The organism is Actinosynnema sp. NPDC023587, assembly GCF_040640215.1.
GTDB lineage: Bacteria > Actinomycetota > Actinomycetes > Mycobacteriales > Pseudonocardiaceae > Actinosynnema.
Genome location: NZ_JBFABG010000006.1, coordinates 334,180 through 348,720 on the forward strand (window position 1 = coordinate 334,180; position 14,541 = coordinate 348,720).

Here is a 14,541-nt window from a genome sequence, read left to right on the forward strand (position 1 = left end):
CCGTCAGGCCGTGGCGTCGTCCACCGACCCGTGGATGTCCATGACCTCCGTCAGCTCGGTCAGCCGGAACAGCTTGTGCACCGACGGTTGCAGCGAAGCCATCCGGAACCGGCCACCGACCACGTCGAGCCGGCGGTGCCAGTCGAGCATCAGGGACAACCCGGTGGTGTCCATGAACGGCACCCCGCTGAGGTCCAGCACCACCCTCTGGCCCGGTGTCTCCTCAAGGTGGTCGGAGAGCACGGGCACGGTGTCCGCGTCCAGCTCGCCCGACACCGCGACGACGGTCCAACCGCCGCGGACCTCACTGCGCACCTGCAAGTCCATCGCGTCGCGCCTTCCCGCACGGCGGGTGCCGCGCCGCTACAGATCGTGCAGCACCGGGGCGTGGGACGCGACCACTGGGTGGTCCAAGAGACAGGATGTGCGACGATGCGGTAACGGCCGATCAACGGGAGCGATTGTGCGCAACGAGCCAGCGACGCCGGTGGCCGTGACGCTGCCCGCGACCGCCGGCGCGTCCGCCCAGGCCCGGCGCATCGTCGGCGAGGCGGTGGCGGCGTGGGGCGTGTCCCCGGACGTCGCCGAGGACGCGGCACTGGTGGTCACGGAACTGGTGTCCAACGCGGTCGACCACGCGTCGGGACCGCTGGAGCTGACGGTGAGCCGCACCGAGGCGGGTGTCCGCCTGGAGGTGGCCGACCAGTCACCCGACCTGCCCGAACCCAGACCGGTGCAGGTCGACTCGGCGCGGGGGCGCGGGCTGATCATCGTGGCGGCGCTGAGCCGGGAGTGGGGAACGTCACCCACCCCGGACGGCAAGGTCGTCTGGGCCGAGCTCGGCTGACCCCCGCCCGACCCCGGGACGGCACCGCCCCACACCGGGCCGCGGTGACCAAGATCACGTGTGGCGACCCCGCCCGGTCCCGACGTCCCGAGGCCCTTTCCCGGGCCGGCAGGGCGGGCGAGGTACCCCCGGCACAGGGCGGACCCCGGCCGGTGGGCCGGGGTCCGCTCCGGTGACGAGCCCTCCGCCGGGGCTAGGCCACTCCGAAGCCACCCCACCGGGTCACGGTCAGGGTGAACGCGGCCGTTCCGCTGCGGCCGTCGGCCGAGGTCGCCTTGATCGTGACCTGGTAGGTCCCGGGCGGCGTCGAGAAGCCGGTCGACACGAACACGGTGCTCGTGCCGCCCTGGGCGACCGAACGCGGGTTGAACTGGAACTGCGAGCCCGCCGGGTTCCCGGTCGCGGTCAGCGACAGGGTGCCGGTGCCGCCGGACGCGGTGACCGAGAACTGGGCGAAGAAGCCCTGCTGCACGGACGCCGAGGACGGGCTGAGCCGGACCGCCACGTCGCCGCCGGGCGCGTCGCCCTCGACGGTGAACGCCAGCGCGGTGGTGGCGGTCTTGCCGCCGGACCCGGTGCCGGTCACGGTCACGGTGTAGGTGCCGGCCGGCGTGGAGGCGCTGGTCTCCACGGTCAACTTCGCGTTCGACCCGGTGCGGATCGACGTCGGCTGGAACACCGCCTTGGCTCCACCGGGCAGCCCCGAGGCGGACAACGCCACCGTGTCGGGACCGCCCGACCCGGCGGCCGAGGTGACCGTGGTGGACGCGTGCTTGCCCGCCGCGACCTTCAGGCTCGACGGCGACAGGCCGAGGGTGAAGTCACCGGGCACCTGGTCGCCGCCCTTGACGGTCAGCGACACCGTGGCGGTGGCGGTCTTGCCGCCGGAACCGGTGCCGGTCACGGTCACGGTGTAGGTGCCGTTGGGCGTGGAGGCGCTGGTCTCCACGGTCAACTTCGCGTTCGACCCGGTGCGGATCGACGTCGGCTGGAACACCGCCCTGGCCCCACCGGGCAGCCCCGAGGAGGACAGCGTCACGCCCTCCGCACCACCGGACCCGGCCACCGAGGTGACCGTGGTGGACGCGTGCTTGCCCGCCACGACCTCCAGGCTCGACGGCGACGCGCCCAGCGTGAAGTCGGACTGCGGCGCGCCGACCTCCTGCTCTACCCAGTCGCCCATGTCGTTGGTCAGCCGCCCGTAGACGCCGTACCACTTGAAGTCGCTGCGGCTCCACGACGCGACGCCGACGATCTTGCCGTCCACGATCAGCGGGCCGCCGCTGTCACCGGGCAGGATCGTGGTGCGGCCGTCGGGGTACCCGGCGCAGATCATCGTGGCGGACTTGAAGCCCGCGCCGACGCCCTGGCACACCGAGTCGCCGTTCACGATCGGCAGGGTGGCCTTGTCCAGCGTGACGTCGCGCCGGTTGTCGTCGAAGTCCTTCTTGCCGTAGCCGAAGCCGAGGCCGTTCTTGCCCGGCGTCGCCAGCCCGGCGTCGGCGGACGTGGCGAACCGCGCGTACGCGCCGCCGCGCACCGGGATGTCGTCGGCGGTGGTGACGACCGCGACGTCGTAGCCCTGGTCGAAGTTGACGTACTTCGGGTGCTTCTTGTACTCGACCGCCTTGGTGCGGAACCCGCCGCCCGCGTCGAGGTCGTCCAGGCCGTAGACGAAGCTCTTCTCGCCCTGGGCGTCCGCGCAGTGCGCGGCGATGAGGATCTTGCGGGGCGCGACGACGGAGCCGGTGCAGGTCTGGCCCTGCGGTCGGGTGCCGCCCGCGCGGATGCCCGCGATGATCCCCGGGAACTCGTCGACCGTGGCGCTCTGCCCGTTGTGGAACAGCGCGCCGGAGTCGGATCTGACCGGGACCGTGTCGCCCTCGTAGTTCGCGGCGGGGGCGTTGCCCGACGCGGCGGAAGCTCCCGACAGGGGCAGGAGCGGTAGCAGCAAGGCCGCCGCGACGAGGGGCGCGAGACCCCTGGGACGTGGTCGTTTCACTGTGTTTCCCTTCCAGGCGGACAGCCGCTCCAGCAGGGGGTGGGGCGGCGAGGTTCACTGTCGGGCCGCACCGGTGCGGGAACAATCAGGGTCGTGGTCCGTAGGGGTACGGCACTAATGCGCCCGCACCGCGCCGATCGTGGCGCGCGGGGCCGGCGTAAGTCCTTTGAGGACAGACCGGTCGTCCCGGCGGGCGGGACCACCGGTCGCTCCGCGCTCGCACCGCCGGCGGCCCGACGGCGCACGCCGCGTTCACCCGGTCGGCGGTGCCGGGTCCCCTGCCCGGGTCGCACGCGGCCCGGTCCCGGCGGACCCTCCTTGTGACGCCTGCCCGGGGCCGGGGCCGGCCACTACCCTGCCGACCACCAGAACCGTTCTCCCGAGGGGGCACTGTGACCGACGAGCGGCTCGCCGACCTGGCGGCGGACTACTTCCAGGACGTGATCGAGACCGATCCGTTCGCCGCCACCGCGTACGGCGTCGCGGGGCACGACGGCGACGTGCCCGATCCGAGCCGGGAGGCCGACCGCGAGCGGGTCGACCGGCTGGACGGGTTCCGGCGGCGGCTGGACGGGATCGACCCGGGCGGGCTGACCGGGCAGGACGTCGTGACGCACGCGATGCTGGACCGGTTGGTGCGCGACCACCGCGCCGAGCTGGTGAGCGGCTTCGGGCTCGGCACCGCCGAGATCGCGGTGTCCGCGAGCCTGGTCGGCGTGCAGAACCTGGTGTTCGGCACGGTGCCGGTGGTGCGGTTGGCGACGCCCGACGACACCGCGGCCTACCTGCGCCGGCTGGAGGGCCTGGGCGGGTACTTCGACGCCGCCGGGGACCGGTACCGGGAGGCGGGCGCGGACGGCCGGCACCCGACCACGTCGGGCGTGCGGCAGGCCGTGGCGCAGCTCCGCGGCTACCTGGCGTCGGACCTGGCGGGAGATCCGTTCCTGCGCCCGGCGGAGGGCGACGACGCGACCCGGGTGGCCGAGGTCGTGCAGCGGACCGTGCGGCCGGCGCTCGCCCGGCTGGCCGGGGTGCTCACCGACGTGCTGCTGCCCCTGGCGCGGGACGACGAGCACGTCGGCGTGTGCTTCGTGCCCGGCGGCGAGGAGGCGTACGCGGCGGCCGTGCGGGCGCACACCACGACCGGGCTCACGCCCGAGGAGATCCACCAGGTGGGCCTGGACCGGCTCGCCGAGGTGCACGACGAGGTCGCGGAGCTCGGGTCGCGGCTGTTCGGCACGTCCGCCGTGCCGGACGTGCTGCGCCGGTTGCGCGACGACGAGGAACTGCGCTTCGACACCGCCGACGAGATCGTGGCGTGCGCGGTCGCGGCGCTGGAACGCGCGGAAGGCGCGCTGCCCCGGTGGTTCCGGCACTACGAGATCGCGCCCTGCGTGGTCGAGCCGATGCACCCGGCGGAAGCCGAGGGCTCGGTGCTGGGCTACTACCGGCAGCCCGCCGACGACGGCTCGCGGCCCGGCGCGCACGTGGTGAACACGCACCTGCCCCGGTCGCGGCCCCGGTTCGAGTACGAGGCGCTGGCGTTCCACGAGAGCGTGCCGGGGCACCACCTCCAGATCGCGGTGGCGCAGTCGCTGAAGGACGTCCCGGACTTCCGGCGGTTCGTCTACGTGACCGCGCACGCCGAGGGCTGGGGCCTGTACACCGAGCGGCTGGCCGACGAGATGGGCCTCTACACCGACGACCTGACCCGGATGGGGATGCTGTCGTTCGACGCGTGGCGGGCGTGCCGGCTGGTCGTGGACACCGGGATGCACCACTCCGGGTGGTCGCGGGACCGGGCGCTGGCGTTCCTGCGGGACAACACCGCCGCGACGGAGTCCAACGTGCGCAACGAGATCGACCGGTACATCGCGTGGCCGGGCCAGGCGACGGCCTACCTGCTGGGCCGGCTGCACATCGACGGCCTGCGGACCAGGGCGGAACGGGCGCTGGGCGACCGGTTCGACCCGCGCGACTTCCACCACCAGGTGCTGTCCAACGGGGCCGTGCCGCTGGAGGCGCTGACCGGCATCGTCGACCGGTGGCTCGGAACGGCCTGAGCACCCGCCGGGAAAGTGCTCGGAGGATGAGCACTTTCCCGGCGCACGATGGGTGTCACCCGGGACGACGCCCGGGACGACGCCCGGGATGACGGAGGACACCGTGGAACCCCTCGACCTGATCGACGCCGGCCAGTGGGAGCGGTGGCTGACCGCCCACGGCGGCGAGTCGGACGGCGTGTGGCTGAAGATCGCGAAGAAGAACTCCGGCCGGACGTCGGTCACGATCGCCGAGGCGCTGGACGGCGCGCTGTGCCACGGCTGGATCGACGGTCAACGGCGCGCGCTCGACCAGGACCACTACCTGCAACGCTACTCACCGCGCCGCGCGGGCGGTTCGTGGTCCCGGGTCAACGTGGCCAAGGCCGAGGCGCTGATCGCGGCGGGCCGGATGGGGGACGGCGGGTGGGCCGCGATCCGGGCCGCGCAGGAGGACGGGCGGTGGGCGGCGGCGTACGAGTCGCAGGCGACCGCGACCGTGCCGGACGACCTGGCCGAGGCGCTGGAGCGCGACCCCGCCGCCCGCGAGCGGTTCGCGGTCCTGGACCGCACCCGGCGGTACGGGCTGCTCCTGCGGCTGATGAAGGCCCGGACGCCCCGGGCCAGGTCCGGGCAGCTCGCCCGGATCGTCGCCGAACTCGCTGCGGCGGACGCGGGGAGCGGCGCGGGACGTGGTCGGGCGCTGCCTCCGGCATGACCGGGCCGCCGGAGACGTCCTCCCCGCGCGAACGGCAGCGGGGCGGCGTCCACAACCCGAACGCCGCCCCGCCTCACCCGCACCTGTCAGTTGGCCTTGGGGAGATCTAGAAGGTGATGCTCCAGCCGTCCACGGTCCCGGTGTCGTAGGAGTACACGTCCGTCACGCGCAACTTCCACGTGCCGTTCCTGTTCTCCGACCCCGTGTTCACGGTGAACGTCTCATGGACACCACCCGCCGAACCCACACCACCGGACTTGCGCAACACAATCGCAGCACCACTCGGACCCACCAGGTCGACCGCCAGATCACCGGAGTAGGAGTGGTCGATGTCCACCTTCACCGACGTCGACACCGAACCAACACCATCACAACCCGCCACCGTCACAGCACTCGACACCGCCGAACCCGCATCCGGAATCACCACGTCATCCGCGTTCGACCCGCCCGAGCACGGCGGGTTGGGCACGTCGCCGCCGAAGTTCGCCGTGTACAACAACTTGTTCGGCGAACCCGAACCCGGGTTCTTCACCACACCGCTGGTCGCGTTGTCCGTCAACGCCTTCAGCACCTGGGCGGGCGTCGCCGACGGGTTGCCCGCCAGGTAGAGCGCCGCGCCGCCCGCCACGTGCGGCGAGGCCATCGACGTGCCGCTCATGGTGGCGCTGCCGGTGTCGCCGGAGTGGCTGGTCGACGTGATGTTGTTGCCGGGCGCGAAGATGTCGACGCACGAACCGTAGTTCGAGAACGACGCCCGGTTGTCGTTGTTGTCCGTCGCCCCGACCGAGATCACGGCGGGGTTGCGCGCCGGGCCGGTGTTGCAGGCGTCGGCCGAGCTGTTGCCCGCCGCCACCACGAACGTCACGCCCGCCGCCGTGAGCCGGGTGATCGCGTCGTCACCGATGCCGGGGGTGTCGAAGGTGAAGCTGCCGTTGACCACGGCGGGTTTCACCGCGTTCTTGGCGATCCACTCGATGCCCTCGACGCCGTCGGAGTCCGGGGCGCTGCCGTCACAGCCGAGGATGCGCACCGCGACCAGCTTGGTCTTCTTGGCGACGCCCCACGTCCTGCCGCCGATGGTGCCCGACACGTGGGTGCCGTGGCCGTTGCAGTCCTGCGCTTCCGGGTCCTCGTCCACGAAGTCGTAGCCGTAGCTCGCGCGGCCCTCGAAATCGCTGTGGGACTTGCGGACACCCGAGTCGAGCACGTACGTCGTGACGTTCGACGCGGTGGTGTTGTAGGTGTACTTCTTGTCCAGCGGCAGGTTCTTCTGGTCCACCCGGTCGATGCCGTAGGTCGCGTTGTCCTGGGTGTCCGCGACCTTGGCCGTGCCGTCCTGGTAGACCCGCTTGACGACCGGGTCGGCGGCCAGCCTGCGGGCCTGCCCGTCGGACAGGTCGCGCACCAGGAAACCCCGCATGGCCACGGAGAAGACCGTCTTCAGCTTGCCGCCGTAGCGGCCGACGAGGTGCTCCGAGGACTCTTGGATCTGCGCCTGGATCTGGGCCTGGATCTGGGCCTGCCCGGTGGCCCGGTTCTGCGGCACGTCCTTCAGCGACACCAGGAAACTGCCCGCGAGCGGCCGGCGCGCCTTGACGTAGTCGGCTTCGGCCTGGGCGGACGCCGGCGGCGTCAGTCCGAGCGCGGCCAGCGCGGCGACGACCGCCACGGTCTTGAGTGGTGCTCCCATGATCTGTTTCCTCCACGAGCGCAGGGGTGGTGCGATCCGCGGCACGGCAGCCGAGGATCGCCCGATCGAGAGGGAATTACCGGTGGAGAGGAGACGTCCGGTCGCGGATTAGAAGGTGATCGACCAGCCGTCGACCGTGCCGGTGTCGTAGGAGTACACGTCCGTCACGCGCAACTTCCACGTGCCGTTCCTGTTCTCCGACCCCGTGTTCACGGTGAACGTCTCATGGACACCGTTCACCGAACCCACACCACCGGACTTGCGCAACACGAACACAGCACCACTCGGACCCACCAGGTCAACCGCCAGATCACCGGAGTAGGAGTGGTCGATCTCCACCTTCACCGACGTCGACACCGAACCGACCCCGTCACAACCCACCACCGTCACAGCACTCGACACCGCCGAACCCGCATCCGGAATCACCACGTCATCCGCGTTCGACCCGCCCGAGCACGGCGGGTTGGGCACGTCACCACCGAAGTTCGCCGTGTACAACAACTTGTTCGGCGAACCCGAACCCGGGTTCTTCACCACACCGCTCGTGGCGTTGTCGGTCAGGGCCTTGGCGACCTCGGCCGGGGAGGCCGAGGTCTTGCCCGACAGGTACAGCGCGGCGGCACCCGCCACGTGCGGCGTCGCCATGGACGTGCCGCTGATGGAGTTGGTCCCGCCGTTGTGCCACGTCGAGGTGATGCTGGTGCCGGGCGCGAAGATGTCCGTGCACGAACCGTGGTTGGAGAACGTGGACCGGGTGTCGGAGCTGTCCGTGGCGTTGACCGTGATCGCCTCGGGGGTCCGCGCGGGAGAGGTGGAGCACGCGTCCTTGTTGTCGTTGCCGGACGCCACGGCGAAGGTGACACCGGCCGCGACGGCCTTCTTGACCGCGTTGTCCACCGAGGAGTCCGCGCCGCCGCCGAGGCTCATGTTCGCCACCGCCGGCTTGACCGCGTTCTTGGCGACCCAGTCGATGCCGCCGATGACCTGCGACCACTCGCCCTGACCCTGGCAGTCGAGCACCCGGACGCCGACCAGCTCGACGCCTTTGGCCACGCCGTAGGTGGCGCTGCCGATGGTGCCCGCGACGTGCGTGCCGTGGCCGTTGCAGTCCTGCGCCACCGCGTCGTTGTCGATGAAGTCGTACCCGTCGACGGCCCGGCCGCCGAAGTCGCCGTGGGTCTTGTGGATGCCGGTGTCCACGACGTACGCCGTGACGTTCGCCGCGGTGTTGGCGTAGACGTACTTCTTGTCCAGCGGCAGGTTCTTCTGGTCGACCCGGTCCAGGCCCCAGGTGGGGTTGTCCTGCACCCCGGACGCCTTGGCGATGCCGTCCTGCTCCACGTAGTCCACCACCGGGTCGGCGGCGAGCCGGCGGGCCTGGGCCGCGCTCATCGACACCGAGAAGCCCCGCAGGGCGGCGGTGTAGGTGAGCTTGAGCTTGCCGCCGTACCTCGCGGCCAGGTCACCGGCCTTGGCCGGGGTCTGCCGCGCCCCGACCGCGCTGTCCTTGAACACGACGATGTAGGCGTCCGCGACCGTGCCGGGCGCGTCCGCGCCGCGGATCGCGCCCTCGGCGGCGTACCCGTAGCCGTAGCCCACACCTGCCATCAGCGCCGTCGTCGCCAGACAGGCGGTCACGACCCGTCGCGGGGTCGAGCGATCATGTCGCATGGGGTGTTCTCCCGTTCCACTCGGCCGCCATGCAGGGGTCGGTGACGACTGACGGCCATGTGATTTCCACCTTCGGGCGGCGCGCGACCACGAACAACCCGGGTAGTACTACGTAGGGCTACGCAAACTAAACGTGGTTTCACCCGATGTCACCGTGGGAACCCCGGGGCTTCGAAGAGTGGGCGGTGGCGGGAACGGATGTCCGGAGGACCAGGTCAGGTCGGCGTGCTCGACGTCGGCTGCTTCAGCGCGCACCTCGTCGTGGTCCAAGACCCGACGTTGCGCCCCGTGCTGTCCCACAAGACCCGTCTGCGACTCGACCTCAGTCTGGACCGGAACGCCGGAGTTCGCAGATCCGGCGTGGACCAGGTGGTCGCGGCGGTCCGTGAGGCGCGCCACGTCGCCGAGCGCGCGGGGGTGGGCGCGGTGCTGCCCTGGGCCACCTCCGTGCTGCGCGACGCGCCCAACGCCGCCGAGGTGTTCGCCGAGGTGGAAAGCCGGACCGGGGTCGCGCTGCGGTCCCTGACCGGCGTCGAGGAGGCCCGGCTGGCCTATCTCGCGGCGCGCCGCTGGTTCGGCGTGGACACCGGTCCGATGGTCGTGCTCGACATCGGCGGCGGCACGGTCGAGGTGGCCGCCGGGTCCACCGGGGGACCTGTCCTGGCCGCCTCGCTGCCCTACGGCGCGCGCACCCTGTCCCGGTCCCCGGTCGACCCGATCGAGCTGCGCTCGTCGGTCCTGCACGGCATCGACGGCATGGGCGACCTCCGCGACCACTTCGCGGTCGGCTGCTCGAAGGTGTTCCAGCAACTGGCCCGGCTGTCCGGCGCGCGACCGCAGCGCGACGGCCCGGACGTGCGCAGGTCGCTGCGCATCGAGGACCTGCGGCGGTGGTCCGGCCGGCTGGCCGCGATGTCGGAGCGGCAACGCGCGCGCCTGCCGGGCATCTCCCCCCACCGGGCGGGGCAGAGCGCGGCGGGCGCGGTCGTGGCCGAGGCGCTGATGACGGCCGCCGGGCACGACGAGGTGGCCATCTGCCCGTGGTCGACGCGGGAAGGCCTGCTTCTCACCCTGACCGGGGCGGGCGACGACGAGATCTGCCGGGTGGCGTGAGGGGACCAGGGAATGCTGGCGTTGTCGGTCGAAGCCCACCGGACGGGGTGCGCGGTGGTCGTCGCGACCGGGGAGCTGGACCTGGCGGGGGCCCGCCGGGTGCTGGACAAACTGGACCGCCTGGTGACCGAGGGTCGGGACCGGATCGTGCTGGACATGTCCGGGGTCGCGTTCTGCGGCGCGCAGGCGATGAGCGCGCTGGTCCGGACGCGCGCGCGGGCGCAGCGGGCCGGTGGCTGGCTGCGCCTGGCGGCCGTGCCGCCGCACGTGCGGCGGGTGTTCGGCAAGATGGACCTCGACCGGTTGTTCCCGCACTTCCCGGACGTGGCGGCAGCGGCGGCGGGCCGGGCGATCCCGGACCAGCGCTCGAACTCCGCGCGGCCCCGGTGACCCGCGCCACCGCCGGTCGGCAACCGGGTTGAGCCGCACCGGTCCGCCGGCCGATCATCCCGGCGTGGACATCCGACCCGCCCGCCCCGACGAGTTCCCCCTCCTCCAGCGCATCGAGGACGCCTCCGGAGCGCCGTTCCGCGATTTCGGGATGCCCGAGATCGCGGACGACGACCACCTGCCGCTCGACGAGCTGGCCCGTTCGCACGTGTGGGTGGCCGCCGATCCCGGTCCGGTGGCCTGGATCGCCGTCGTGGAGCTCGACGGGCACGCGCACGTCGAGCAGGTCAGCGTGCACCCCGACCACGCCCGGCGCGGCATCGGCGCGCGGCTGCTGGACCACGTGCAGGAGTGGGCGGCGGGTCGCGGCCTGGCGGGGCTGACGCTCACCACGTTCCGGGACATCCCGTGGAACGCCCCCTACTACGAGCGCCTCGGTTTCCGGGAGGTCGCCGAGCTCTCACCCGCCTTGGCGGCGGTCGTCGCGGAGGAGGCGCGGCGCGGATTGGACCCCGTCAAACGTGTGTGCCTGCACCGGAGGATCGATAACGGTGTTCGCAAGCGATACTGAACGGGTAGACCTCCCTCAGACGACCGTTCGGAGGCTCCCCCAGTGGTCGATTTCGTGCACGAGGCACTGCTCTACCGCGACGCGGACGAGTACGTCGCCGGTACCGCGCCATTCGTGCTGGACGGCTTGTCCGCCGGCGAGCCGGTGCTGGTGGTGGTGCCCCAGCCGAACGTCGACCTGCTCCGCCGCGCGCTGGGCGCGCGGGCGGACCACGTGGAGTTCCTGGACATGGCGCGGGCCGGCCGCAACCCGGGTCGGATCATCCCCGGCGTGCTGGCCACGTTCACCGACGGCGGGCGCGGCGGCCGGGTGCGGATCGTGGGCGAACCGGTGTGGGCCGGGCGGACGGACCTGGAGTACCCCGCCTGCGTGCAGCACGAGGCGCTGGTCAACACCGCGTTCGAGGACCGGCCCGCCTGGATGCTGTGCCCGTACGACGTCGACGCGCTCGACCCCTCTGCGCTGCACGACGCCGAGACGACCCACCCGGTGGTGGTCGAGGGCACCCGGCGGCGGTCCAGCACCGGTTACCGGGACCCGTTCCTGGTCGTCGAGGAGTTCAACCGCCCGCTGCCGCCCCCACCGCCGGACGCGCTGGAGCGGCGCTTCGACGTGGACCGCCTGACCGAGACCCGGCACGCGGTGGCCGCGTTCGCGCGCGACGCCCACCTGCCCGAGGAGCGGGTGGAAGACCTGGTGCTCGCGGTGAACGAGCTCGCGACCAACAGCGTCGTGCACGCCGACGGGCACGGCGTCGTGCTGCTGTGGCGGGAGGGCCCGACCGCGGTGTGCGAGGTGCGCGACCAGGGCCGGCTGGTGAACCCGATGGTCGGCCGGCGGCACCCCGGGCCGTCCGCGCACGGCGGGTACGGGGTGATGCTGGTGAACCTGCTGTGCGACCTGGTCCGGGTGCACACCAGGGAGGACGGCACCGCGATCCGGGTCTACCTCGACCCCCGCTGACCACGCGCGGCGCGGGCAGGTCGTGCCCCCTCCCCCACCGGACCGCCACCTCGTGCCGCCGGGCCCGGCAGAATCGACCGGGTGACCACTGCCCTCCTGCTCGCGCACGGTGCCGGCGGCACCGTGCGGGCGAACTTCTCCTCGGTGATCCCGGTGCTGTCCCGCACCCGCCCGGTGTACTCGGTGGACTTCCCCGGCTCGGGCGACACCCCGCGCGCCGACGGCCCGCTGGAACTCGACGACCTGGCCGACCGGCTGGTCGCGGCGGCGGGCGAGGAGCGGTTCGCGGTCCTCGGCTACTCGCTGGGCTGCGCGGTCGCGGTGCGGGCGGCGCTGCGGTACCCCGACCGCGTGACCGGGCTGGTGCTGACCGCCGGCTTCGCCCGGATCGACGACGAGACCCGCGCCCGCACCGACCGGTGGCGGCGGCTGCTCGCGGCGGGCGACCGGGTGGAGCTGGCCCGGTTCGTCGTGTCGGTGGTGCTCGGCGAGCCGTTCCACCGGTCGATGTCCGCCGCGCAGGCCGAGGGCTTCCTGGAGATCGTCGCGCTGACCACGCCGGTCGGCGTGGACGAGCAGGTGGACCTGGTGCAGCGGGTGGACCTGACCGCCGAGCTGGCCGACGTGCGGGTGCCGACCCTGGTGATCGGCACCAAGCACGACCGGCTGATCACGCCGGCCTGCACGCGGGCGCTGGCCGACGGCATCCCCGGCGCGCGCTGGGCGGAGCTGGACAGCGGTCACGCGCCCGCCCTGGAGGCACCGGCCGAGTGGGTCCGCCTGATCACCGCGTTCCTGGCCTGACAGCCGGCCCGCCGCGAGCGGTCGTGCCTGGTGGGACGGCGTCGGACCCCCGGTCGGGGTGGTCCCGGGACGGGTGCGGTTTGCGGCTGGTCCGCTCGGGCTAACCACTGCCCGTGACCAATGCGCTGGTGCTCGACGTGGACGGAACCCTGGTCGACACGAACTACCACCACGCGGTGGCGTGGTTCCGGGCGTTCCGGGAGTTCGACCTGACGGTGCCGGTGTGGCGGCTCCACCGCGCCATCGGCATGGGCGGCGACAAGCTGGTCGCGGCCGTCGCCGGGCAGCACGTCGAGGACACCCGCGGGGACGACATCCGCCAGGCGTGGGAGGACGCTTTCGACCCCATGCTGCACGAGGTGCGCCCGCTGGAGGGCGCGCACCGGCTGGTGACCGCCGCCGTGGAGGCGGGTTTCGCGGTGGTGCTGGCCAGTTCGGGCAAGCGCCGGCACGTGGACCACTACGTGGAGCTGCTGGAGGTCGACGGGATCGAGTCGACGTCCTCGGAGGACGTGGACGAGAGCAAGCCCGCGCCGGACCTCATCGAGGTCGCGCTGAGCCGGGTGGCCCCGGACGCGCGCGCGGTGGTCGTCGGCGACTCCGTGTGGGACTGCCAGGCCGCGCGGCGGGCCGGGCGACCGGTGGTGGCGGTGCGGACCGGCGGGTTCGGCGAAGCCGAGCTGCGCGAGCACGGGGCGTCCTCCGTGTACGAGGAACTCGACCTGGTGCGGGCGGACCTGCCCGACCTGCCCCTGGCCTGAGGAGGGCACCGTGCGGATCGGCTACACCCTGATGAGCGAGCAGGCCGGCCCCCGGGAGCTGGTGCGGCACGCCGGGCTCGCCGAGCGGGCCGGCTTCGACTTCGAGGTGGTCAGCGACCACTACTCGCCCTGGCTGGCGGAGCAGGGGCACTCGCCGTACGCGTGGAGCGTGCTCGGCGCGGTCACCCAGGCCACCGAGCGGGTCGGGCTGATGACCTACGTGACGTGCCCGACCTTCCGGTACCACCCGGCCGTCGTCGCGCAGAAGGCCGCCACCGTGCAGTTGCTCAGCGACGGCCGGTTCACCCTCGGCCTGGGCGCGGGCGAGAACCTCAACGAGCACGTCGCCGGGCAGGGGTGGCCGGCGGTGAACGTGCGGCACGAGATGCTGCGGGAGGCCGTGGAGATCATCTCGCTGCTGTTCGACGGCGGGTACGTGAACTACCCGGGCCGGCACTTCCGGGTGGACTCGGCGAAGCTGTGGGACCTGCCCGAGCAGCGGGTGCCGATCGCCGTGGCGGTGTCCGGCGGCCAGTCGGTGCGCACGTTCGCGCCGCTGGCCGACGTGATGGTGGCGGTCGAGCCGGACGCGGACCTGTCCCGGGAGTGGGACGTGTTCCAGGGCGGGCAGTCGCGCAAGGTGGGCCAGCTCCCGATCTGCTGGGACCCGGACCGGAACAAGGCGATCGCGCGGGCGCACGAGCAGTTCCGCTGGTTCGCGGGCGGGTGGAAGGTCAACGCCGAGCTGCCCGGCCCGGCCGGTTTCGCCGGGGCCACGCAGTTCGTGCGGCCGGAGGACGTGGCCGGGAGCATCCCGTGCGGGCCGGACGTCGGCCCGGTGGTCGAGGCGGCGCGCGGGTTCGCCGAGGCCGGGTTCACCGACCTCGCCCTGGTCCAGATCGGCGGCGCGCACCAGGAGGGGTTCCTGGACTTCGCGCGGGACGAGCTGCTGCCCGCCCTGCGCTGACG

At 72.6% G+C, this 14,541-nt stretch carries 14 protein-coding genes; 10 read left to right on the forward strand and 4 right to left on the reverse strand.

The annotated features are described in order from the left end of the window. Window positions 1-3: 3 nt before the first annotated feature. The gene (locus AB0G01_RS19345) at window positions 4-327 is read right to left on the reverse strand and encodes an STAS domain-containing protein (RefSeq protein WP_360947228.1); all 324 of its coding nucleotides are present in this window, start codon (window positions 325-327) and stop codon (window positions 4-6) included. Between the two features lie 136 nt (window positions 328-463). Here AB0G01_RS19345 and AB0G01_RS19350 point away from each other — a divergent pair, with 136 nt between their 5' ends. Then, complete coding sequence (locus tag AB0G01_RS19350) at window positions 464-847, forward strand: ATP-binding protein (protein ID WP_360947230.1); 384 nt, start codon at window positions 464-466, stop codon at window positions 845-847. 193 nt (window positions 848-1,040) lie between these two features. Here the strand turns inward: AB0G01_RS19350 and AB0G01_RS19355 are convergent, their stop codons facing one another. After that, window positions 1,041-2,849: a trypsin-like serine protease gene (locus tag AB0G01_RS19355; protein ID WP_360947232.1), complete on the reverse strand. Its 1,809-nt coding sequence runs from the start codon at window positions 2,847-2,849 to the stop codon at window positions 1,041-1,043. Between the two features lie 392 nt (window positions 2,850-3,241). Here AB0G01_RS19355 and AB0G01_RS19360 point away from each other — a divergent pair, with 392 nt between their 5' ends. After that, window positions 3,242-4,912, forward strand: a complete 1,671-nt coding sequence (locus AB0G01_RS19360) for a DUF885 domain-containing protein (protein WP_360947234.1) — start codon at window positions 3,242-3,244, stop codon at window positions 4,910-4,912. An 88-nt stretch (window positions 4,913-5,000) separates the two neighbouring features. Further along, a complete protein-coding gene (locus AB0G01_RS19365; RefSeq protein ID WP_360947236.1) occupies window positions 5,001-5,609 on the forward strand; it encodes a YdeI/OmpD-associated family protein in 609 nt (202 codons plus the stop codon). Between the two features lie 106 nt (window positions 5,610-5,715). On the opposite strand, the gene AB0G01_RS19370 is transcribed toward AB0G01_RS19365, so the two are convergent. After that, complete coding sequence (locus AB0G01_RS19370; protein WP_360947238.1) at window positions 5,716-7,299, reverse strand: S8 family serine peptidase; 1,584 nt, start codon at window positions 7,297-7,299, stop codon at window positions 5,716-5,718. Between the two features lie 108 nt (window positions 7,300-7,407). After that, window positions 7,408-8,970, reverse strand: coding sequence for a S8 family serine peptidase (locus AB0G01_RS19375; RefSeq protein ID WP_360947240.1), 1,563 nt, complete (start codon window positions 8,968-8,970; stop codon window positions 7,408-7,410). A 198-nt stretch (window positions 8,971-9,168) separates the two neighbouring features. On the opposite strand from AB0G01_RS19375, the gene AB0G01_RS19380 reads away from it, so the two are divergent. The 7 genes from AB0G01_RS19380 to AB0G01_RS19410 all read left to right on the forward strand — a co-directional run bounded on the left by AB0G01_RS19380 (window position 9,169) and on the right by AB0G01_RS19410 (window position 14,539). Further along, a complete protein-coding gene (locus AB0G01_RS19380; protein WP_360947242.1) occupies window positions 9,169-10,083 on the forward strand; it encodes an exopolyphosphatase in 915 nt (304 codons plus the stop codon). 12 nt (window positions 10,084-10,095) lie between these two features. Next, window positions 10,096-10,473, forward strand: coding sequence for an STAS domain-containing protein (locus AB0G01_RS19385; protein ID WP_360947244.1), 378 nt, complete (start codon window positions 10,096-10,098; stop codon window positions 10,471-10,473). Window positions 10,474-10,537: 64 nt separating this feature from the next. Beyond that, a complete protein-coding gene (locus AB0G01_RS19390; protein ID WP_360947246.1) occupies window positions 10,538-11,044 on the forward strand; it encodes a GNAT family N-acetyltransferase in 507 nt (168 codons plus the stop codon). A 42-nt stretch (window positions 11,045-11,086) separates the two neighbouring features. Beyond that, window positions 11,087-12,007 carry a sensor histidine kinase gene (locus tag AB0G01_RS19395; protein WP_360947248.1) on the forward strand — a complete coding sequence of 307 codons (921 nt, stop codon included), beginning with the start codon at window positions 11,087-11,089 and terminating at the stop codon, window positions 12,005-12,007. A gap of 81 nt (window positions 12,008-12,088) precedes the next feature. Next, window positions 12,089-12,811: an alpha/beta fold hydrolase gene (locus tag AB0G01_RS19400; RefSeq protein WP_360947250.1), complete on the forward strand. Its 723-nt coding sequence runs from the start codon at window positions 12,089-12,091 to the stop codon at window positions 12,809-12,811. A 113-nt stretch (window positions 12,812-12,924) separates the two neighbouring features. Beyond that, window positions 12,925-13,572 (forward strand): HAD family hydrolase, encoded by a 648-nt coding sequence (locus AB0G01_RS19405; RefSeq protein WP_360947252.1) that lies wholly within the window; start codon window positions 12,925-12,927, stop codon window positions 13,570-13,572. 10 nt (window positions 13,573-13,582) lie between these two features. Next, the gene (locus AB0G01_RS19410; protein WP_360947254.1) at window positions 13,583-14,539 is read left to right on the forward strand and encodes an LLM class F420-dependent oxidoreductase; all 957 of its coding nucleotides are present in this window, start codon (window positions 13,583-13,585) and stop codon (window positions 14,537-14,539) included. Window positions 14,540-14,541: the final 2 nt, after the last annotated feature.